Source organism: Photorhabdus tasmaniensis (genome assembly GCF_011189505.1).
Taxonomy (GTDB): domain Bacteria; phylum Pseudomonadota; class Gammaproteobacteria; order Enterobacterales; family Enterobacteriaceae; genus Photorhabdus; species Photorhabdus tasmaniensis.
The window spans coordinates 45,908-66,564 of the sequence record NZ_PUJU01000005.1 but is presented as its reverse complement, the minus strand read 5'-3'; the positions used below and the strand labels follow the sequence as shown (position 1 = coordinate 66,564).

Genomic DNA, 20,657 nt, shown 5'->3' with positions numbered 1-20,657 from the left:
ATAAATATAGTTTTTATTGAAAGCACTGATAATTATTTATCAGTGCTAAATATTTCTATTGTTTTTTGAAAATGGGTATGTAAGCAAATATTAATTTATATGCATTTTGGATGATTTAAATGAAAATAATGACAAAAATAGCAGGGGCCAGCGTTGTTTTTATTGGGCTTCAAGGGCTTGCTTATGGTGAGGAAAAGCAAGAGGGGAAATCAGATAAGGTGCTGAAATTCAGTAGTCTTAAGGTTTCAGGCTCACAGGATAATGCTGAAATTCGGGCAATGGAAAAGCCCGGATCTTACAGTTCTAAAGGTGAAGATACTAAAATTCAGTCAGTGGATAGCATATTGCGCAGTATGCCAGGAACCTATACTCAAATAGATCCGGGGCAGGGAACAGTGAGTGTGAATATTCGCGGACTAAGTGGCTTTGGGCGAGTGAATATGATGGTTGATGGTGTTAGCCAGAGTTTTTATGGTACATCTCCGACGAGTCCAGCTCACGGTACTACTTATAACCAATTTGGTGCAATAATTGATCCTAATTTTATCGTGGGAATCGATGTCAACCGAGGTCAATCTGATGGTTCAGATAGCGTTAATGCATTAGTCGGTAGCGCTAATTTCCGTACAATTGGCGTAGATGATGTGATATTCGCGGGAAATTCATTGGGAGTACGCACAAAAGCAAATTATGGCAATAATGGTATTGGTCATAATGGCATGATAGCGGTTGCGGGTAAAACACCGGCTTTCAGTTCTGAGGGTTCAATCGGTGCTATGCTGGCTGTCAGCGGGCACTCAATTGATGCGCATTATAAGAATGGTGACGGAGTATTAAGCGATGAGTTTGCGACAAATGAATCATTTAAGCAAAAACCCAATTCGCAATTAATTAAAATAAATATTAAACCGAGCGACTTTCATGATATGGAGCTCAGTGGACGGAATTATCATAATAAATTCACCCGTCGTCATATTGATAGTCGGGATATTTACCTAAAATACAATTACACACCATTCAGCGAATGGGTTGATATAAAATTACTGGTCAGCACCAGTGAGGGGACTCAACGCTACGAAGGTGATTCACTTTATAGGCTGCTAAATAGCAATGCTAAAAACAAATCAGATGCAATAGATATCAGTAATATCAGCCGTTTTGGCTATGGTGACACAGATTTTGAACTAACATTCGGCAGTAAGTTGATGAAAACAGAATATAGCAAGGCAACGGATAGTGTTTATTCTGGTGAAGGTCAAAATGAAGAAGAAAGGAAAAAGTATGAAAACACAGATAATGAAGCAAAAGAAAATAATGTTTTTGCACCAAGTGGTAAACAAGATATTGCCAGCATTTATGGCGGGCTGAAAATTAGTCGTGGAATTTATCGGGCAGACATTTCGTTTAATTATATGGACTACAGTGTCAAAGGCCATAAACCGGCTTGTGATCTGCGGATCCCTTGTTTCCCTCAGCAGGAAACTGAATTGGATTTGAAAGAACATGGATTTAATCCAGGTGTTTTACTCTCAGCAGAAATTATTCCTGAATTCCAGCCATTCGTCAGTTATGCCCGTTCAATGAGAGCGCCAAATATTCAGGAAACTTTCTATAGTAATGAAGGGGGTGGATCTATGAACCCATTTTTGAAAGGAGAGACATCAGACACTTATCAAATTGGCTTTAACAGTTTCCGCCCAGACTTGATTGTAAAAGGAGATACTTTCCGCCTGAAAGCTGCCTGGTATCAATCTAAAATAGAGAATTATATTCTCAGTGATATCTGGCTTATCTGTGGCAATAGGAAGAAATGTAAAGCTGATAGTTCAGTAGATTACAGTACAGTCGATCCTAACATCAAAATGTATATTTATCACAATAGTCTGACGCCGGTAAAAGTAAGCGGATATGAAGTTTCTGCTGATTATGATGCCGGTATATTTTATAGCAAATTGGCTTATAGCTGGCAAAAAACGCGTCAGCCAACTTCTGCCGCTACAGCACATTTTGGTGCCGATCCTGTGTCACAATTGCCGGATAGTTTTATGACTTTGGATACCGGTATCCGTTTATTTGATGAGAAAGTCCGTGTTGGTGCGATTGTTAAATATACTGGTGATTCTCATAGGATGGACCCAGATCAATATAATTTTGATGACGACGGGCGGGTTATATTGCAAAGAGAACCTAAAATCCCAACGATAATCGATCTTTATAGTGATTATCAGATAAATAAAAGCGTGCTGTTGAAGTTTTCAGTACAGAACTTGGCAAATAAAAATTATTCGGAAGCACTTAATCGCGCAAATTCGTCTCCATTAATGATTGAACAAACTTCGTCTATGCAAACCGCCAGAGGGCGTACTTATATTGCAGGAGCAGAAATCCGTTTCTGATATAAAATAAGTGGCAAGGAATGCCACTATTTCTAACTTGCTGGTCGTTTTTTACGTTCTTTCTTGACCTTAACCACTTCACTCTCAATCCAGCCATCTTGTAACCGGGTTCTCAGAGCATCACCGACATGCACTTGCTTGGTTTGTTTCAGTAATTTTCCATCAGGGGCTTCGCTGATGCTGTAACCACGGGCCAGTGTTGCCAGTGGGCTGACCGCTTCCATTCGTGAGCAGGAAACGGCAAATTTTTCTCTGGAACGGCTGATTTGTCGTTCGAACGCTTGTTTTAACCGAAAATCTTGTTGCTGAATCTGTTGGCTATACTGGCGGATCTGCCGGCTGGGTTCTGAATACCAGAGCCGTTGTTGCAATTTCTCATAAATCAGATCGCTTTGCCGTAAATGCCGTTGCAGGCTATCAGCCAGCCGCTGGCGTAAACTGACCAGCAAATTCTGCTGACGAGCTAACCGTAAATGAGGGTGCTGCTGCTGTAAGCGGTGAGATAACAGGCTGAAAACCTGCTGTTTCTGCGCAAAGAAGTAATCCATTGCCATTTCCAATCGCTGTTGTTGCGACTGGATTTGACGTAACAATTCGAGCTGATTACGGCTGACCAATTCAGCGGCTGCTGAGGGGGTCGGGGCCCGCAAATCTGCCACGAAATCAGCAATGGTGACATCCGTTTCATGGCCTACTGCACTGACTATCGGAATATCACTGTGAAAAATCGCTCTGGCGACACGTTCATCATTGAAGCTCCATAAATCTTCCAACGAGCCACCACCGCGGCCGACGATCAATACATCACATTCCTGCCTTTCATTCGCTAATTCAATTGCCTGAATAATCTGTAACGGCGCTTCTGTCCCCTGGACGGCTGTTGGATAAATGACAATTGGCAATGATGGATCACGGCGCTGCAAAATATTCAAAATATCATGCAGGGCGGCACCACTGGCTGATGTAATCACCCCAAGCTGTTGAGCAGGAGAGGGAAGGGGTTTCTTATGACTCTGATCAAATAACCCTTCGTCATTGAGTTTCTGTTTCAATATTTCAAACTGTTGCTGTAACAGGCCATCACCGGCGGGTTGCATACTTTCAACAATAAGCTGATAGTCCCCTCTGGGTTCATAAAGCGTAATTGCCGCGCGGACCAAAACCTGCTGGCCATTTTGTGGCTTGAATGTCACCCGTTGATTACTACTGCGAAACATTGCGGCCCGCACCTGAGCACGTTCATCTTTCAGGGTAAAATACCAGTGGCCGGAGGTGGGTTGAGAAAAATTCGATATTTCAGCGCTCAACCAAATTCTGCCCATTTCCATTTCGAGCAGTTGACGGACCGTCTGATTGAGGCGGCTGACAGAAAAAATTCCAGTATTAGAAGGTAGTGACATGTGAGCCAGATCAAATTCCAAAACAAGGGCTTAATTCACCGATACTAACGTTCGTTATGAAGTAAGCAAGAAATTTTTTAATAAAATACTGGAGGCAACCGATTACGTTCTGTATAATGCCGCAGCAATATTTTATTCCTTAAATTGTCCGCAGCCTGGTGAGATATTGCTTATGTTACGAATTAAAAAAGAAGCTTTAACCTTTGACGATGTTCTGTTAATTCCTGCCCACTCTTCTGTTCTGCCTAACACTGCGGACCTGTCTACTCAACTGACTTCCACTATTCGCCTGAATGTTCCCATGTTGTCTGCGGCAATGGATACCGTAACGGAATCCGGCTTGGCTATCGCGCTGGCTCAGGAAGGTGGAATTGGTTTCATCCATAAAAATATGTCGATTGAACGTCAGGCAGAAGAAGTGAGTCGGGTGAAAAAACATGAGAGTGGTGTTGTGACAAATCCCGTCACGGTGGCCCCTAAAACAACGCTGCGTGAAGTTCAGGCACTGACAGAGCGTAATGGTTTTGCTGGTTATCCTGTTGTTACCGAAGGAAATGAGTTGGTTGGTATTATTACGGGTCGTGACGTACGTTTCGTGACCGATCTGGATCAGCCGGTTACTGCGGTAATGACACCTAAAGAGCGTCTGGTAACGGTAAAAGAAGGCGAAGCCCGTGATGTTGTGTTGCATAAAATGCACGAAAAACGGGTTGAAAAAGCGCTGGTGGTTGATGAGGACTTTCATCTGCTCGGCATGATCACGGTTAAGGATTTCCAGAAAGCGGAACGTAAACCTAATGCCTGTAAAGATGGGCATGGACGTTTACGCGTTGGGGCTGCGGTTGGCGCGGGTGCTGGGAATGAAGAGCGTGTTGATGCGTTGGTTGCCGCCGGTATTGATGTTCTGCTGATTGATTCATCACACGGTCATTCTGAAGGGGTATTGCAGCGTATTCGTGAAACCCGCGCTAAATACCCGAATCTACAGATTATTGGCGGTAACGTGGCGACGGGAGAAGGTGCAAAAGCGTTGGTAGCGGCTGGGGTTAATGCGGTTAAAGTCGGTATTGGCCCTGGATCTATCTGTACTACCCGGATTGTGACAGGTGTTGGTGTGCCACAAATTACCGCTATCTCTGATGCGGTTGAAGCGCTGGAAGGCTCAGGGATCCCGGTTATTGCTGATGGTGGTATTCGTTTCTCCGGTGATATTGCCAAAGCAATTGCCGCCGGGGCCTCCTGTGTCATGGTCGGTTCCATGTTGGCAGGCACGGAAGAATCTCCAGGCGAAATTGAGTTGTTCCAGGGGCGTTCATTTAAATCTTATCGTGGAATGGGCTCTCTGGGGGCGATGTCTAAAGGCTCTTCCGATCGCTATTTCCAAACTGACAATGCCGCAGACAAACTGGTACCGGAAGGCATTGAAGGTCGTGTTGCCTATAAGGGGTTGCTGAAAAACATTATCCATCAGCAAATGGGAGGCCTGCGTTCCTGTATGGGGCTGACTGGCTGCGCAACTATTGATGAACTGAGAACCAAAGCTGAATTTGTTCGCATTAGTGGTGCGGGTATTCAGGAAAGCCACGTTCACGATGTCACCATTACCAAAGAGTCTCCAAACTACCGGTTAGGTCTGTAATTCATATTTATTGTGGCTCCTGTAGGAGCCACCTATCTCCTATGTTTTTATTTACTTGTTTTTTTGGAATTCGCCGCACATGACAACAAATATCCATCAGCACCGTATTCTTATCCTTGATTTTGGTTCGCAATATACTCAGTTGATTGCTCGCCGTATCCGTGAAATCGGAGTTTACTGTGAACTTTGGGCATGGGATGTAACGGAAGAACAAATCCGCGAATTCAACCCAAGCGGTATTATTCTTTCCGGTGGACCGGAGAGTACTACAGAGCAGGGGAGTCCACGTGCACCAGAGTACGTTTTTAACGCCGATATTCCTGTACTGGGTGTCTGCTACGGCATGCAAACTATGTCGATGCAATGCGGTGGTAAAGTAGAAAGTTCTACTGAACGTGAATTTGGTTATGCTCAGGTTGAAATCAAAGCGGAAAGTGCGTTGTTTCGTGATATTCACGATTCATTAAATGAGCAGAGTAAACCGTTGTTGGATGTATGGATGAGTCATGGTGATAAAGTCACTGCGATCCCTGCGGATTTTATCACTATTGCCAGCACTGATACCTGCCCGTTTGCCATTATCGCGAATGAAGAAAAACGTTTTTATGGTGTACAGTTTCATCCGGAAGTCACCCATACCCATCAAGGACAACGCATACTGGAACGTTTTGTATTGGATATTTGCCAATGTGAAGCTCTGTGGACTCCGGCTTCTATTATTGAAGATGCGGTTGTACGTCTGCGTGAACAGATCGGTGACGATCACGTTATTTTGGGGTTGTCCGGTGGTGTTGATTCCTCTGTCACCGCGTTATTACTGCATCGCGCAATTGGCAAACGCCTGACCTGTGTATTTGTCGATAACGGTTTACTGCGTTTGAATGAAGCTGACCAGGTAATGGAAATGTTTGCCGGTAAATTTGGGCTGAATATCGTCCATGTTCCCGCAGAAGATCGTTTCCTTACTGCATTGGCTGGCATTAATGATCCGGAAGAAAAACGCAAAACCATTGGCCGTGTGTTTATTGAAGTGTTTGATCAAGAGGCAAGTAAACAGACTCAAGTCAAATGGTTGGCGCAAGGCACTATTTACCCGGATGTGATTGAATCAGCGGCCTCTGCGACAGGTAAAGCACACGTCATCAAATCTCACCATAACGTAGGTGGTTTGCCGGAAGAGATGAAACTGGGTCTGGTGGAACCGCTGAAAGAGTTGTTCAAAGATGAAGTTCGCAAGATTGGCCTGGAACTGGGATTGCCTTATGACATGCTGAACCGTCATCCATTTCCAGGTCCTGGGCTGGGTGTTCGTGTCTTGGGTGAAGTGAAGAAAGAGTACTGTGATCTACTGCGTCGTGCGGATGCTATCTTTATTGAAGAACTGCACAAAGCTAATTTGTACAATAAAGTAAGCCAAGCATTTACGGTATTCCTGCCTGTTCGTTCTGTGGGTGTTATGGGGGATGGCCGTAAATATGACTGGGTTGTCTCTTTACGTGCAGTAGAAACAGTCGATTTCATGACCGCACATTGGGCGCATTTGCCTTATGATTTCCTTGGACGAGTTTCTAACCGGATCATCAATGAAGTCAATGGAATTTCAAGAGTTGTGTATGATGTCAGCGGTAAACCGCCTGCAACGATTGAGTGGGAATAATGACATAATCGTTTCCTATTATTGATAATGATTAGAAAAACCAGTAACTATTTTAGTTACTAACTTAGAACTGCACCTAAAAGTTGGATATTAAACCAACCACTGAGGGTGCAGTTTTTTATGGGTAAATGCTCATGAGAATTTAAGTTAAATGTTGTTGAAGATTCTTTGTCTGGAGTAGCAGTTAGTCGAATTCATGTTCAGAAGTTTAGCAAGGTCTATGGGTCTTGTGGTGTATTTGTGTTGTAGTCATTGAGATTCAGGCGTGAAGAGGGATATAAGTGAAATGCCCCAACAGAGTGGAGCATGGGATAGTTATTCTTTTGTTAATATCATAGTGAAGTTGATGAAAAATATTCATTGTGAGAGTATTATATCGATCTTCATAAATTAAAATTCCAATAGACATTAAGGTAATTGAAAAAGGCTCTTTATTATGGTGATGTGCTTTAATAATTAAACAATATATAATTACCAGCAATATATTTGTGGCTATTTTATTTTTACCTATAAATATTAGGCAGAGTAAAGACCTATGACGATATAAAGATTAGTCTTTTTATTCTGGCCTATATCGATTTATCTTATATACGATTGTGGATTTCTGTTCAAAACATAAATAATCAAAATCGTTGTTACAGTACCGCTTCCGATAATGCCTGCTAACCAATTATGTTCATTTAAACCTAATATTAAAGCAACAAAGAGAGAGATAAGAGTCAGTAATAGCCCACAATTTTGTCCCCTTATGCTTTTTCTTATCGTTTGTTCTAAGGCAACTTTTTCCATTTCATGTCTGTGCTTTTGTTGTTGTTCAATAAGGATCAAAAATCTGTCAGCCGCTCCCTTTGTATATTGCTCATAAGTCGTTAATATTTCTGAATCAGGAAGCTGATTATATAATGAATTATTATCATCTGAATTTGATGGTTTAACGATTTCAGGGTGTTTTCTGTTTATTATTTCTTTCATATATCGTCTCTTTCCCTGTAGATAATATAATTTCATCATTGAATTGCTTTAGTACAGCAGCAAAATCCGCGCGGACTTTATCCAGATCATCAGATAAAGTCTCAACATCACTTTTTGATGGAATAAGATCAAGATAGTTTGTATTCGGCATAATGTCGAATTTTGGTGAAATAGATCTTAATTTATTAAAATATTGTATGAAAATGTTCATTCTATTACCTGCATTATTAGTTGTTTCTGTTAGTTAAATAGCTTATTAATACTTGATGTTTTCTTTGTTTTTGATTGTGAAATAATACCTGATAAATATATTTATTCCACAAAAATATTGCGAGCTGGCTCAAAGATAATTCTGAAAATAGTGGAATGTGATTTCATTTAAAATAATGATTAATCGCTTATATAAAGCTATTAAGTAGTATGATTTACGATGAAAAGTATCAGAATATGCTATAGTACCCGCTGGTTTTTACTTATTTTTTGGGAATCATATGTCTTATCAATGCCCCTTATGTCATCAACCTTTATTGCTAACCCGGCAGCAATGGCGCTGTGAAAATAATCATCAGTTTGATTGTGCTAAAGAAGGGTATGTCAATTTGATGCCCGTTCAGTATAAAAGGTCCAAAGAGCCCGGAGACAGCCCGGAGATGATGCAGTCAAGAAGGGCATTTTTGGATTCAGGATATTATCAGCCATTACAACAACGGGTTTCAGAACTGCTGGAAAAGTATTTGCCAGAAAATGCAGATAGTTTGCTGGATATAGGATGCGGTGAAGGTTATTACACCGCTGCGGTTGAAGAGCAGTTAAGCAAGGGGCGTAATCTTAAGATCTATGGGTTAGATGTCGCCAAGATCGCAGTGCGTTATGGTGCTAAACGCTATCCTTCTGTCCGCTTTTGTGTTGCGTCAAGCCATCGTTTGCCATTTGCTGATGAGTCTCTTGCTGGGGTGTTACGAATTTATGCACCTTGCAAAGCAGAAGAGTTGGCAAGGGTAATTAAGCCACAAGGAATTATTCTGACAGTTGCTCCTGGCCCTCGCCATCTTTATCAGATTAAAGCGTTGATTTATCAAAATGTTCATCTTCATCCATTGAAGGCAGAACAATTGGCAGGGTTTGAATTGATAACAGATGAGTCATTATCTTATCCAATGAAATTAGATGGAATACAAGCGTGTCATTTATTACAGATGACGCCATTTGCCTGGCGGGCAACGGAAGAGGTAAAAAAAGAACTGGCAGATAAGGCGTTGTTTGAATGCGAAGCTGATTTTATATTGCGGGTTTATCAACGCATTAGGTAATCAGAATTTCAGCCCAAAATACAATTCTTGAAAGGTTAATATTTTGGGCTGAAGAAGTTATTTCGCGTACATAAATAATTCGAGATGCTCAAATAAAATATTGAAACCAATCGCAATCAGAATCATCCCACCAATAAACTCAGCACGTTTGCCCAGCAGTGGACCAATATAGCGGCCAATTAACATCCCCAATGTTGCCATAATCATTGTCATCATACCGATAGCTATAGCAGTATGTACGATATTGACCTGGAGAAAAGCGAGCCCGATACCGATTGCCATTGCATCCAGGCTGGTAGCAATGGCTGTTGTTATTAGTACCATTGAGTTGTGGCGACAGGGCGATTCGCATTTCTTTTCCTGATTCACTTTAAAACTCTCTGTCATCATTCTACCGCCCAGAATAAATAACAGAGTAAAAGCGATCCAGTGATCCCACTCCATAATATATTGGCTGGTATAAAGCCCTATAGACCAGCCAATCAGTGGGGTACTGGCTTCTGCCAAACCAAATATCAAACCAGTACGGATTGCTTCACGAAAATGGGGTTTATGTAGTGTGGCCCCTTTACAAATTGCCGCAGCAAAGGCATCCATTGAAAGTGCTAAAGCTAAGATAAGGGTTGCGTATATATTCATTAAAATAACCTCGGTTGGGCGTTTCCATATACATATAATCCATCCCCAACCAATGATGGTGTTATATGCTATGGTCTTGCCAACCGAAATAAGGCTGCCCGCACCACGTTTTACTTTCAAACGAGCGTGTTGATACGAGCTTTTCAGAAAAATTGACTAAGCTATTTCTCTGAAACAGGCTACTCCCCATGACTTTTTAAAAGATAGCATAATAATTCAAAAAGGGAAAATAATATTGTTTTTAGGATTGAGGTGTGATGCCGATAATAGTTATCATTATCTATTGGGGAGTAAAAATGAGGTAAAAATAAAAGTCAGCACTAGGCTGACTGTTTATTATTTTTTTATATATTATTAATGTTTATCTATTTTCTTTCGATAAGAAATTTATAAATCTTTTCTAAATCATCAAGTTGGCTTACTGAGAGATATAATTTCTTATTTTCCAAGCCAATAAGCAAGATGCCATCCTCAGATAAATTTATGGTTTTTATCCGATCATAGGAAATAAATGTGTTTGCATAGAAAAAACCGTTATTTTTAAATGACAATTTAGGTGAGCGTATATAAGCAATATAAATAGTCACCAAGATAGTAAATAACAATAAATATGTGGTTAAACGGCTGCCATAAGCAGTGATGTTATTATAAACAACAATAAGTATCAGGATAATAAAGATGAGAGCATCAATTTTGTGCTTTCTTTTTAGCTTTATTTGTAAATCAGTTTTCCCTTTCAGCAGATTAACCACAAATTCATCATAGACAGCGAAAGCCAGCATTAATACGATTAAACCAACTAATACCATATCATTAAGGCTCATTCTTTAATCCCTGTGTTGCTGTAAAAAAATGCGGGGAGGAATTTTCCCTCCCCGAATGATTAACTATAGACCGAGGAAACCAAATCTGGCACCAATAATCCCCAGAATGAAGAAGCCAATAATAATCCACAAGGCATTCACTTTATGCCGTAACAGCCACATACAAGCAAATGTCAGCAAAAGTGGGACCAGGCCAGGCATCAACTGATCGAGGATGTTCTGAACCGTGGTTATGGTCTTTTCACCGGTTTGTGGGTTAGGAATTTCCGATACCACCAGCGGGATATTAACTTTCGTCCATTTATTAACTAATGCTCCCATGACAAACAGGCCAAGAATTGACGCCCCTTCCGTCATTTTTTGCAGGAAACCGCCACCCATATCCTGAACGATATCAATCCCTTTCTTATAGCCATAAGAGATACCTGAATAGAGAACCAACAGGCGTACCAGGTTGAACAAGAAGAAGAACAGCACAGGCCCAAGCCAGCTGCCACTCATGGCAAGACCTGCCCCCAGCGCAGCGAATACCGGGCGGACTGTGCCCCAGAAAATCGGGTCGCCAACACCCGCTAATGGCCCCATCAAACCAACTTTGATGCCGTTGATGGCACCATCATCAATCGGGGCACCGTTAGCGCGCTGTTCTTCCATTGCCATCGTGACACCCAGAACAGGTGCGACGACGTAAGGGTGAGTGTTAAAGAATTCCAGGTGGCGTTTAATGGCTTGTTTACGCTCATCGGTATTTTCCGGATACAGGCGGCGAAGCGTTGGAACCATAGCGAAACAGAAACCCAGAGCCTGCATACGTTCAAAGTTCCATGAACCCTGGAACACATTAGAACGGAGAAATACACCGCGGATGTCACTTGGCGTCAGTTTTTTCTGGCCTGCTGTCTGAGCAGCCGTTTTTGTTGTATCTAACATGTTGCTCATCCTCTTAATCTAATTCGTTATCAAGGTGGTTATTGGCTTGTCCAGGGGCCGCAACTACCTGAGATTTGTTATATTTGGGGCTTAACTGGATGTACAGCACGGCCATAACGATACCAATAATACCTAATGCAACTAGGTTGAATTCAGTGAATGCCGCAGTGACAAAGCCGAGGTAGAAGAATGGCATCAGGTAGCCAGCACGCATCATATTGATGACCATGGCGTAACCTACAACCACGATCATGCCTCCCGCGATGTTCAGGCCATCTGTGACGACTTTAGGGATAGACGCGAGTAATTGCTGGACTTCATTGGTACCAACAGATAAGGCGACAATCAGGGCAGGGATGGCGATACGCATAGCCTGGAGCAGTAATGCGGATAAATGGATAAAGCTGATTGCACGAAGGTTACCACGTTCTGCTGCGTTGTCAGCGGCATGTTGGAAGGCAACAGTGATAGTACGTACAATGATGGTCAGTACTTGTCCTGCGGCTGCCAGAGGAATAGCCAAGGCGATACCTTCACCAATATCACGACCACCGGCAATGACCAGGATAGTTGAGATAATTGATGCTAAAGCCGCATCCGGGGCAATTGCAGCTCCGATATTCATCCAGCCAAGCGCGATCATTTCCAATGTACCGCCGATAATGATACCGGTTGTCATATCACCAAGGATGATCCCAATTAAAGTACAGGCCACGAGTGGGCGATGGAATTGAAATTCATCAAGAATGGAATCCATTCCGACTATACAAGCTACGATGAATATCAATGCAATTTGAACAACGGTAATTTCCATTGTTTGTCTCCTATAACCAAATTAAATTCGGTAAGAAATTTTTGTCATTGAGTAATAGTTAAATTGCTCTGGTTTGTTTTTCGTTTTTAACCTTCTGGAGCAGATCCATCATTTGCAGACGGCTGTCACTGGCAACTTTGCGGGCTTCAAGCTCAATGCCACGTTCATCCAGTTTTTTGAAGGCCACAATATCGGTTTCATCAACGGATATTGCGTTGTTAACTTGCGTTTTTCCTTGACGGAATGCCATTCCACCGATGTTTACAGATGTGATATCAACACCATCTTCGACCAGACGTAAAACATCTGCTGGATTTGTAAATAGCAACATAACACGCTCATTAGCGTATTTAGGGTTGTTATAAACACGAACACATTTGGCAACGTCAACAACGTGAGCACTGAGCCCCGGCGGAGCAACTTGTTTTAGCAAGGTGGCGCGGACCGTATCGGCAGCAACTTCATCACTGACGACAATGATCCGTTTCACATTGGTCTCTTTTGTCCAACGAGTCGCGACCTGACCATGAATAAGACGGTCATCAATCCGGGCCAGGGCTATTTTCATATGACCACCCGCTGATGGGGTAGATGAAGGAACAGCAGCAGGCGTTACCGGTTTGGCGGGTTCGGCTTTTTGAGGCTCTTCCGTTTTCAGGGCCCGAATGCCTTCTTTCCCTGTTTCAAGGGCAACAGAAACCAGTTCTGTCAACGATGGGCCATCATCCCGGCACATAAAGGTTTCAACCAACATCGGAACGTTAACCCCGGTGATGATCTCATAATTCTCTTTATCTACAGCGATACGATTCGCTGCATTGAATGGACTTCCTCCCCATGTATCAACAAGGAACAGTACACCTTGCTTTGTGTTAAGTGTTGCAAGTTTATTGCTGTATTTTTCAAATAAAGTATCGGCATTTTCACCAGGAACGAAGTCAATATAGGAAACATTTTCCTGTTCCCCAATTAACATCTCTGCGGTACGAAGCAGTTGTTCAGCCGCAGCTCCATGTGTGCCAATCATAATGGCTATACTCACCTGTTTTCCCCTCTGTTAACAATATAAACGTAGGATTATTACAAAGTTACTCCAATTATTTTGATGAATCATTCCTCCAATAAAAAGCATGTTTGTACGAATAACAACCTTTTATCAATGTGATACCTGAATATTTGACTTGATTTAGACTTTATCTCTTATTGACTGAAAAAATAGGCTGCTAGAGTAACATCAGAAATACCTGAGGAAAATTGCTGTCAGTCAGAAAAAATGAAATAGATGAAAATGTTAACCACAAAACAATTTAATAAGCTGAATATTGAAAAATCAATCTATAATTATCTGTAATTTACTTATTTTTAGTTATTTATTCTGTTTCCGGTAACATCTTATTCATTCAAAATTAAAAATATATTCATCTTTTCCGATCGAAAAGTGATCATTGAGGGGTTTTACTAAAAAATATCCCTACTACCACATAGGGATATTTTGATTGCAGAAGACGTTACTGATCAAAAAACAGGTTATTTATTTGATTAATCACACTGAACTTTAATCGCCAGACCGCCACGGGATGTTTCACGATATTTAGCATTCATGTCTTTGCCTGTTTCGTACATGGTTTCAATGACTTTATCGAGAGAAACCCGTGGTTCACTGGTACGGCGCAAAGCCATGCGGCTAGAGTTGATGGCTTTTACTGAAGCAATTGCATTGCGTTCAATACAAGGCACTTGTACCTGGCCTGCAACTGGGTCACAGGTAAGGCCGAGGTTATGTTCCATGCCGATTTCAGCGGCAATACAGACCTGTTCAGCACTACCACCTAGCAGTTCCGCAAGGCCGGCTGCGGCCATTGAACAGGCAACACCAACTTCCCCTTGACAACCCACTTCAGCTCCAGAAATAGAGGCATTCATTTTATACAGAATGCCGATAGCGCCAGATGCCAGGAAATAGCGGATATACAGCTCTGGTGTCACAGGCTCAATGCAATGGTTGTAATAAGCGAGTACGGCAGGAACAATGCCACAAGCGCCATTAGTTGGTGCGGTAACAACACGCCCACCTGCGGCATTTTCTTCATTGACTGCCAGGGCGAACATGTTCACCAGATCCACGACATTCATTGGATCGTTAGACAGGTTGTTTGATGAGGTCAGCATACGATGTAATGCCGCTGCACGGCGTGGCACACGCAATGGGCCAGGCAAAACGCCTTCGGTGTTCAAACCACGTTCAATACAAGCCTGCATGGTATCCCAGACATCAGCAAAATAAGCGTTAATTTCTTCTTTACTGTGGAGGTCCAGTTCGTTTTTCATCATTAAACCGGAGATAGATAGCCCGGTTTTATTACAATTCATCAGCAGTTCTTTTGCTGAATTGAATGGATATGAAACAGGTTTGATATCCTGAGAGGGTTTACCAAAATGTTCTTCATCAACAATAAAACCACCACCAATTGAGTAGTAGGTTTTGCTATAAACTTTTTTGTCTCCCGCGAATGCATGAATTTGCATACCGTTTTCATGTAATGACAGGTTATCACTACGGAAAACCATGCCGCTATCATGGGGGAAATCGACTTCATGTAAGCCATTGGCCAGCTTAATACGCTGAGTTTGCTCTACATCACGAATAAAACCGGGGATTGAATCAATATCAACGGTAGCTGGCAAATTACCTGCCAGACCCATGATAATGGCGATATCCGTATGATGACCTTTGCCGGTTAATGAGAGTGAGCCGTAAACATCGACGGCTACACGCGTGATAGAAGGCATTAAGCCCTGGTTTACCAGATCGTCGACAAACTGTTTGCCGGCTTTCATCGGGCCAACCGTATGAGAACTAGATGGGCCAATACCGACCTTAAACATGTCGAAAACGCTAATCACGCCAGACTCCTTAAAAAAGATAGAGATATAGTTATATATGTTGGGGGACGCTACTTTACTGTGATTTAGTCATGTTGATAAGGCAGTTTACAGTTTTTTTTGAAATATGATAGCAACCGTGACAAAAATGGATAGAAAAAACACAGGTTGATGATTTCTCATGATTTGGATCAAACTTGAACCTGTTGAGCTAATTGGTGAATGATAGCGGCTGTCAGGCCCCAGATGAGTCGTTTCTGATACCAGTAAAAATAGATGCGATGTTGCTGACCACGGCGGTTAACATCAAGATAATGATAATTTGAAAGTGAAAGCGCTTCAGCTAAAGGGACTTCGAAGATACTGGAAACTTCTGTTGGGTTGCTGTGGAAAGACAATTCCGGGGGTAATAACCCGACAATGGGGGTTACCAGATAACCGCTAATGCTGTCCAAGGGCATGAGTTGCCCCAAAACTTGAACTTTCTGATGGGGTATGTTGACTTCTTCTTCTGCTTCCCGCAGTGCTGTAGCGATGATTGATTTGTCTTTGGGATCAGCAACTCCACCGGGAAAGGCCACTTGGCCGGCGTGTGAGCGTAATGTGGTGGAGCGCTGGGTCAGTAATAGTGTTGGTTTCGGCTTGCAGATGATCGGCAATAACACCGCAGCATGGCGGGTGTTATTTGCAAGCCGTTTAGGGGATGATGGCAGTTGTAACTGAAATCTGTTAATGAAATCAGAGAGTGGCATCATATCGATTTTATTTTCCCCAGTTGCGGCAAAATACGATTCAACTTATCAAATGTTTCCTGATACTCTTTTTCAGCAATGCTGTCGGCAATAATTCCGCCACCTGCCCAGCAATATATTTTTTCTTTTTCGGTCAAGAGGGTGCGAATGGTGATATTACTGTCCATCGTGCCACAAAAGCTAATGTAGCCAATTGAACCACAATATCCATGCCGTCGATGGGGCTCAAGCTCTTCTATTATTTCCATTGCTCTGATTTTAGGAGCACCAGTGATAGAACCTCCAGGAAAACAGGCGCGCAGTAAGTCTGTAGCATACTGTTCATTTGGTAATGCTGCGGTAATTGTGCTGACCAGATGGTGAACGGCAGGGAATTGTTCAACGACAAATAATTCAGGAACTTTAACTGAGCCCGGTGTGGCTACCCGGCCAATATCATTACGTAATAAATCGACGATCATCAGGTTTTCGGCCCGGTCTTTTTTTGATGCCGCCAGTTTTTCAGCTTGTAATGCATCCTTTTTTGCGTCATTTAAGCGCGGTAATGTTCCTTTAATTGGACGAGTCTGGATTTGATTATTTTCCAGGAGCAGGAAACGTTCAGGAGAGACACTGATAACACTGTTTTCCGGTAAACGAATAAAGGCAGAAAAAGGCGCGCAATTGCTCTTATTCAGTTTTATGAATGCTTGCCATTCATCTCCCCGGTAATCAGCGCAAAATCGCTGTGCCAAATTGACTTGATAACAATCGCCGTCTAATAGATAGTCATGAATACAGTTAATTTTTTTATGATATTGCTCTGCACTCATATTTGACCGCCACTCGCTGGTCAGTGTAAAAGCCGTTTTTGGCGAAGTTTGGTGGGATATAAGCCAGTTTAGGCGTGCATCCGCATCACTGTAACTGAATAAAGTCACCTGTTTTTTATGATGATCAACAATCAGCGCCCAGTCATAAATGCCTATTGCCATATCTGGAAATGACAACTCATTTTTGGCTTGTGACGGTAATTTTTCGATACAACGCCCAAGATCATATCCCCATAGACCCAGTGCTCCCCCCTGAAATGGCAAATCAGGATCAAAATTTGCTGTGATATTTAATTTCTCCAGCTGTTTTTTTAACAGATAAAAGGGATCTTCCTCAGTAATATAAGTATCACCACGTTCATTTATTGCGGTTGATTGCTCATGACTGAGAAGGGTTATCAGTGGTTCTGCGACCAGAATATCAAACCGGTTATGGGGATGGTTCGCAGAACCCGAATGAAGCAGCATTGCCCAAGGCTGGCTTGAAATCGGCGCGAAATAGTTGATGGCAGCGTCTGATTGATAAGGTAATTGTCGTTTTTGCAGTGAAGTGCTCATTATGGTGTTGGTTTTAACAGTTGTAACGCGAGAGTTGGCATTGATTTTCATCTCTAGAGATTAACATAGAAATCCACTCCTTACCTGAGATAAAAATCGCTATACTCTTCGGCGTCGATCAGTTTATTCAGAGGTTATTATCATGTTTTCAAGTATGCCAACCTTATCTCATCAGGAACAGCAACTGGCAGTGGAGAAAATTCAGCAACTAATGGCTGAGGGAATGAGTAGTGGGGAAGCCATTGGGTTGGTTGCTCAAGAGATTCGCGAACAGCATCGCACAAAAGAGCAGGTTAATGTGATGTTTGATGATGAAAAATCAACATAATTAAATTATTTATTTAACAATAATCATACATTTATTTCACTTGGCATGTTAGGTTAGTTCCATATTTAATCTCTTAGTTTGAGATATTAACAGGAGGTAGTATGAAAGCATGTCACATCATTAAGAGAGTTGTCCTATCAGGCGCTGCACTTTTGTTCACTGTCTCATTCGCAGCATCTGCTGTGTCAGAGGGCAAACGTGTTGATAAGTTTGTCTCTTGCGATAATTTAACCAAGTCGCAAATTGCCGCTCAGGTAAAACGTGATTTTCTGCAAAACCGTATCAACCGTTGGTCAGAAGATAAAAAGCAGTTGGGGACATCGACACCTGTGGCGTGGATAAATGCAGAAAATATCACTGGTGATAAAGATATATTAAAAGTTCCCCTTACTGTTCGTGGTTCTAAGCGTGACAAAGATTACCGTGTTGTTGTTGATTGTCAGCAAAATACGATTAGCTATAGTGAATTGAAATAACATTTTCTGATAGTTATCTCTACCCGTCATTAGATGGACACCCGATTTGGTGTTAGCCAGTAAAGGAAATGTTATGTCAGAATTAAAAAAATTATATCCTGCTTGTGAAGCTTACCGTTCTGGTTATTTGGACACAGGTGATGGTCATCAAATCTATTGGGAATTATGTGGTAATCCTAACGGTAAGCCTGCCGTATTTATTCATGGTGGACCGGGCGGTGGTATTGCCTGTTATCATCGTCGGCTATTTGACCTTAAAAAATATCATGTCATGTTATTTGATCAGCGTGGCTGTGGGCGTTCAAAACCTCATGCCAGTCTGGAAAATAATACTACCTGGCATTTAGTTGAAGACATTGAGTGCTTGCGTCAATTAATGGGGGTGGAAAAGTGGCTGGTATTTGGTGGTTCATGGGGTTCCACTTTATCTTTAGTTTACGCTCAGACTCACCCTCAACGAGTTTCTGAATTAATTCTTCGGGGGATTTTTTTGCTGAGGCCGCAGGAGTTGCACTGGTATTATCAGGATGGCGCTTCTAATTTTTTTCCCGACAAATGGCAACGAACGATATCTATTTTGTCGGAGGAAGAGCGAAAGGATATTATCGGTGCATATAATAAGCGGCTGACTAGTGATGATCGTCAGGTTCAATTAGAAGCCGCTCGCCTCTGGAGTTTGTGGGAAGGAGAGACGGTAACATTGCTTCCTTCAGAGAGCGTGGAATCTTTCGCAGAAGATGAGTTTGCCTTGGCGTTTGCCCGAATTGAGAACCACTATTTTATCAATGAGGGTTTTATGAATGACGATCAACAATTGTTGAATAACATTGACGTTATAAGGAATATTCCGGCAGTCATCATTCATGGCCGATATGATATGGCTTGCCGGTTGCAAAATGCCTGGGATTTGGCTCAAGCATGGCCGGAAGCAGAATTACACATCATTGAGGGCGCAGGACACTCATTTGACGAACCGGGTATTTTACATCATCTGATTAATGCAACGGATAAGTTTGCAGAGCAATAATTTGATATAACCACCGGTTCTCCGGTGGTTGCCCATTCTCATTAGATGATCAGCGGCTTTTTGGCTCGTAAGGTAAACGGGAAAATTGTTTGGATAACTGGCGATAATGCACCAAACGTTGTTGAAAATATTCCCTAAGGTGTGTGGGTTGTTCCTGTTCGACGGTGTCAGGAAGTACCAGCATATTGTAACGTTCTTTAAAAGCTACACCCGATGCCGCCAAATCAACATTGACTTTATCCATGTTCTCAGTAGAAAGGCCGGCCAGATTATGTCCCATAAGTGTCTCGCTGAATTGAAACTCAAATTCATAAAGCGATAAAGTTAATCCAGACTCGCTTTTCTGGCAAGGGCTGAATTGATTATTTTATAAATATAAATAATATTCATTATCATTAAATATAAAAATTTCTTAGCGAGTGTTATTTTGTAAATAAAATTCATTTCCATTTAAACATATTAAATGAGATTCATTTCTATTTGTGTTTTTTAAAAATATATTTTTATTTCAATGTCATACGTATATTTTATTTATTTTTGCTTATTGGGTTTTATTATTTTAATATAGTTGGCATAATACAGGTAAATTAATAACTGGAGTGCCTATTATGTTAAATCAAGAAGTAGTTAATAAATTAAATGAGCAGATGAATTTGGAGTTCTATTCTGCGAATTTATATCTGCAAATGAGTGCATGGTGCGGTGATAAAGGGTTAGCGGGTGCCGCCGCGTTTTTTAAATCACACGCTCAGGAAGAAATGCAGCATATGCATCGCTTATTTGATTATCTGAGTGATACTGGTGCGATGCCACGTTTGGGACAGATTGATGCGCCTTCTGCTGATTATGAATCCATATCTCATGTACTTAAGAAAACTTATGAGCATGAGAAGTTCATTACTGCTGAAATTAATAGACTTGCCCATTTGGCGATAACTACGCAGGATTATTCTACTTTTAACTTTCTGCAATGGTATGTAGCAGAACAGCACGAAGAAGAGAAGTTGTTCAAATCTATCCTTGATAAACTGGATATGGTTGGCGAGGATGGTAAGGCGCTCTTCTTCCTGGATAAAGATCTAAAAGCTCTGGCTGCTGCAAATCCTGTTTGATCGAATGGGATGGATTAGCCGCAGTCGCTGACAATAGCTTTAGATGTTTAAGGCTAATACTGCGGTTTTCCTTTATTTTTGCGCGATAGTTCACAAGACGAAATTCTCATTGTAAGTTATCGCGGATA

The 20,657-nt window shown here is 41.8% G+C and carries 20 protein-coding genes; 8 read left to right on the top strand and 12 right to left on the bottom strand.

Annotated features, from left to right (window positions below):
• Nucleotides 1-119: 119 nt before the first annotated feature.
• A complete protein-coding gene (locus C5471_RS03195) occupies nucleotides 120-2,396 on the top strand; it encodes a TonB-dependent receptor domain-containing protein (RefSeq protein WP_133812744.1) in 2,277 nt (758 codons plus the stop codon).
• A gap of 32 nt (nucleotides 2,397-2,428) precedes the next feature.
• Here the strand turns inward: C5471_RS03195 and xseA are convergent, their stop codons facing one another.
• A complete protein-coding gene (gene xseA / locus C5471_RS03190) occupies nucleotides 2,429-3,796 on the bottom strand; it encodes an exodeoxyribonuclease VII large subunit (RefSeq protein ID WP_133812745.1) in 1,368 nt (455 codons plus the stop codon).
• Nucleotides 3,797-3,968: 172 nt separating this feature from the next.
• Here xseA and guaB point away from each other — a divergent pair, with 172 nt between their 5' ends.
• Entirely contained in the window at nucleotides 3,969-5,435 is a 1,467-nt protein-coding gene (gene guaB / locus C5471_RS03185) for an IMP dehydrogenase (protein WP_133812746.1), read from the top strand.
• 79 nt (nucleotides 5,436-5,514) lie between these two features.
• A complete protein-coding gene (guaA, locus tag C5471_RS03180; protein WP_133812747.1) occupies nucleotides 5,515-7,092 on the top strand; it encodes a glutamine-hydrolyzing GMP synthase in 1,578 nt (525 codons plus the stop codon).
• Between the two features lie 579 nt (nucleotides 7,093-7,671).
• On the opposite strand, the gene C5471_RS03175 is transcribed toward guaA, so the two are convergent.
• Together C5471_RS03175 and C5471_RS03170 are read right to left on the bottom strand one after the other, a co-directional pair.
• The gene (locus tag C5471_RS03175; protein WP_166295628.1) at nucleotides 7,672-8,064 is read right to left on the bottom strand and encodes a DUF2335 domain-containing protein; all 393 of its coding nucleotides are present in this window, start codon (nucleotides 8,062-8,064) and stop codon (nucleotides 7,672-7,674) included.
• Complete coding sequence (locus tag C5471_RS03170; protein ID WP_242688551.1) at nucleotides 8,033-8,275, bottom strand: hypothetical protein; 243 nt, start codon at nucleotides 8,273-8,275, stop codon at nucleotides 8,033-8,035. Before C5471_RS03170 ends, C5471_RS03175 begins: the two co-directional genes overlap by 32 nt.
• A 280-nt stretch (nucleotides 8,276-8,555) precedes the next feature.
• Between C5471_RS03170 and rlmA the strand changes: the two genes are divergently transcribed.
• Nucleotides 8,556-9,374: a 23S rRNA (guanine(745)-N(1))-methyltransferase gene (rlmA, locus tag C5471_RS03165; RefSeq protein WP_133812749.1), complete on the top strand. Its 819-nt coding sequence runs from the start codon at nucleotides 8,556-8,558 to the stop codon at nucleotides 9,372-9,374.
• Between the two features lie 57 nt (nucleotides 9,375-9,431).
• Here rlmA and mntP read toward each other — a convergent pair whose 3' ends face one another.
• The 8 genes from mntP to pabB form a co-directional block, all read right to left on the bottom strand.
• Nucleotides 9,432-10,013: a manganese efflux pump MntP gene (mntP, locus tag C5471_RS03160; RefSeq protein WP_133812750.1), complete on the bottom strand. Its 582-nt coding sequence runs from the start codon at nucleotides 10,011-10,013 to the stop codon at nucleotides 9,432-9,434.
• 365 nt (nucleotides 10,014-10,378) lie between these two features.
• Nucleotides 10,379-10,837 carry a DUF986 family protein gene (locus C5471_RS03155; protein WP_133812751.1) on the bottom strand — a complete coding sequence of 153 codons (459 nt, stop codon included), beginning with the start codon at nucleotides 10,835-10,837 and terminating at the stop codon, nucleotides 10,379-10,381.
• A 63-nt stretch (nucleotides 10,838-10,900) separates the two neighbouring features.
• The gene (locus C5471_RS03150) at nucleotides 10,901-11,767 is read right to left on the bottom strand and encodes a PTS mannose transporter subunit IID (RefSeq protein ID WP_133812752.1); all 867 of its coding nucleotides are present in this window, start codon (nucleotides 11,765-11,767) and stop codon (nucleotides 10,901-10,903) included.
• A 13-nt stretch (nucleotides 11,768-11,780) separates the two neighbouring features.
• Entirely contained in the window at nucleotides 11,781-12,581 is an 801-nt protein-coding gene (locus C5471_RS03145) for a PTS mannose/fructose/sorbose transporter subunit IIC (protein ID WP_133812753.1), read from the bottom strand.
• Nucleotides 12,582-12,639: 58 nt separating this feature from the next.
• Nucleotides 12,640-13,623 carry a PTS mannose transporter subunit IIAB gene (gene manX / locus C5471_RS03140; RefSeq protein WP_133812754.1) on the bottom strand — a complete coding sequence of 328 codons (984 nt, stop codon included), beginning with the start codon at nucleotides 13,621-13,623 and terminating at the stop codon, nucleotides 12,640-12,642.
• 497 nt (nucleotides 13,624-14,120) lie between these two features.
• Nucleotides 14,121-15,485 (bottom strand): L-serine ammonia-lyase, encoded by a 1,365-nt coding sequence (locus tag C5471_RS03135; RefSeq protein ID WP_133812755.1) that lies wholly within the window; start codon nucleotides 15,483-15,485, stop codon nucleotides 14,121-14,123.
• 170 nt (nucleotides 15,486-15,655) lie between these two features.
• Entirely contained in the window at nucleotides 15,656-16,219 is a 564-nt protein-coding gene (locus C5471_RS03130; protein ID WP_133812756.1) for a CoA pyrophosphatase, read from the bottom strand.
• Nucleotides 16,216-17,586 carry an aminodeoxychorismate synthase component 1 gene (gene pabB / locus C5471_RS03125; protein ID WP_133812757.1) on the bottom strand — a complete coding sequence of 457 codons (1,371 nt, stop codon included), beginning with the start codon at nucleotides 17,584-17,586 and terminating at the stop codon, nucleotides 16,216-16,218. The genes C5471_RS03130 and pabB overlap by 4 nt, the downstream gene beginning before the upstream one ends.
• A 142-nt stretch (nucleotides 17,587-17,728) precedes the next feature.
• Between pabB and C5471_RS03120 the strand changes: the two genes are divergently transcribed.
• The 3 genes from C5471_RS03120 (at nucleotide 17,729) to pip (ending at nucleotide 19,417) form a co-directional block, all read left to right on the top strand.
• Nucleotides 17,729-17,914 (top strand): YoaH family protein, encoded by a 186-nt coding sequence (locus C5471_RS03120; RefSeq protein ID WP_021324233.1) that lies wholly within the window; start codon nucleotides 17,729-17,731, stop codon nucleotides 17,912-17,914.
• A gap of 101 nt (nucleotides 17,915-18,015) precedes the next feature.
• On the top strand, nucleotides 18,016-18,390 hold the full coding sequence (gene yebF, locus C5471_RS03115) for a protein YebF (protein ID WP_133812758.1): 375 nt from the start codon (nucleotides 18,016-18,018) through the stop codon (nucleotides 18,388-18,390).
• A gap of 73 nt (nucleotides 18,391-18,463) precedes the next feature.
• A complete protein-coding gene (pip, locus tag C5471_RS03110) occupies nucleotides 18,464-19,417 on the top strand; it encodes a prolyl aminopeptidase (protein WP_133812759.1) in 954 nt (317 codons plus the stop codon).
• Between the two features lie 49 nt (nucleotides 19,418-19,466).
• Here pip and C5471_RS03105 read toward each other — a convergent pair whose 3' ends face one another.
• Nucleotides 19,467-19,697, bottom strand: a complete 231-nt coding sequence (locus C5471_RS03105; RefSeq protein WP_133812760.1) for a DNA polymerase III subunit theta — start codon at nucleotides 19,695-19,697, stop codon at nucleotides 19,467-19,469.
• A gap of 328 nt (nucleotides 19,698-20,025) precedes the next feature.
• Here C5471_RS03105 and ftnA point away from each other — a divergent pair, with 328 nt between their 5' ends.
• On the top strand, nucleotides 20,026-20,529 hold the full coding sequence (gene ftnA / locus C5471_RS03100; RefSeq protein ID WP_133812761.1) for a non-heme ferritin: 504 nt from the start codon (nucleotides 20,026-20,028) through the stop codon (nucleotides 20,527-20,529).
• Nucleotides 20,530-20,657 lie beyond the last annotated feature (128 nt).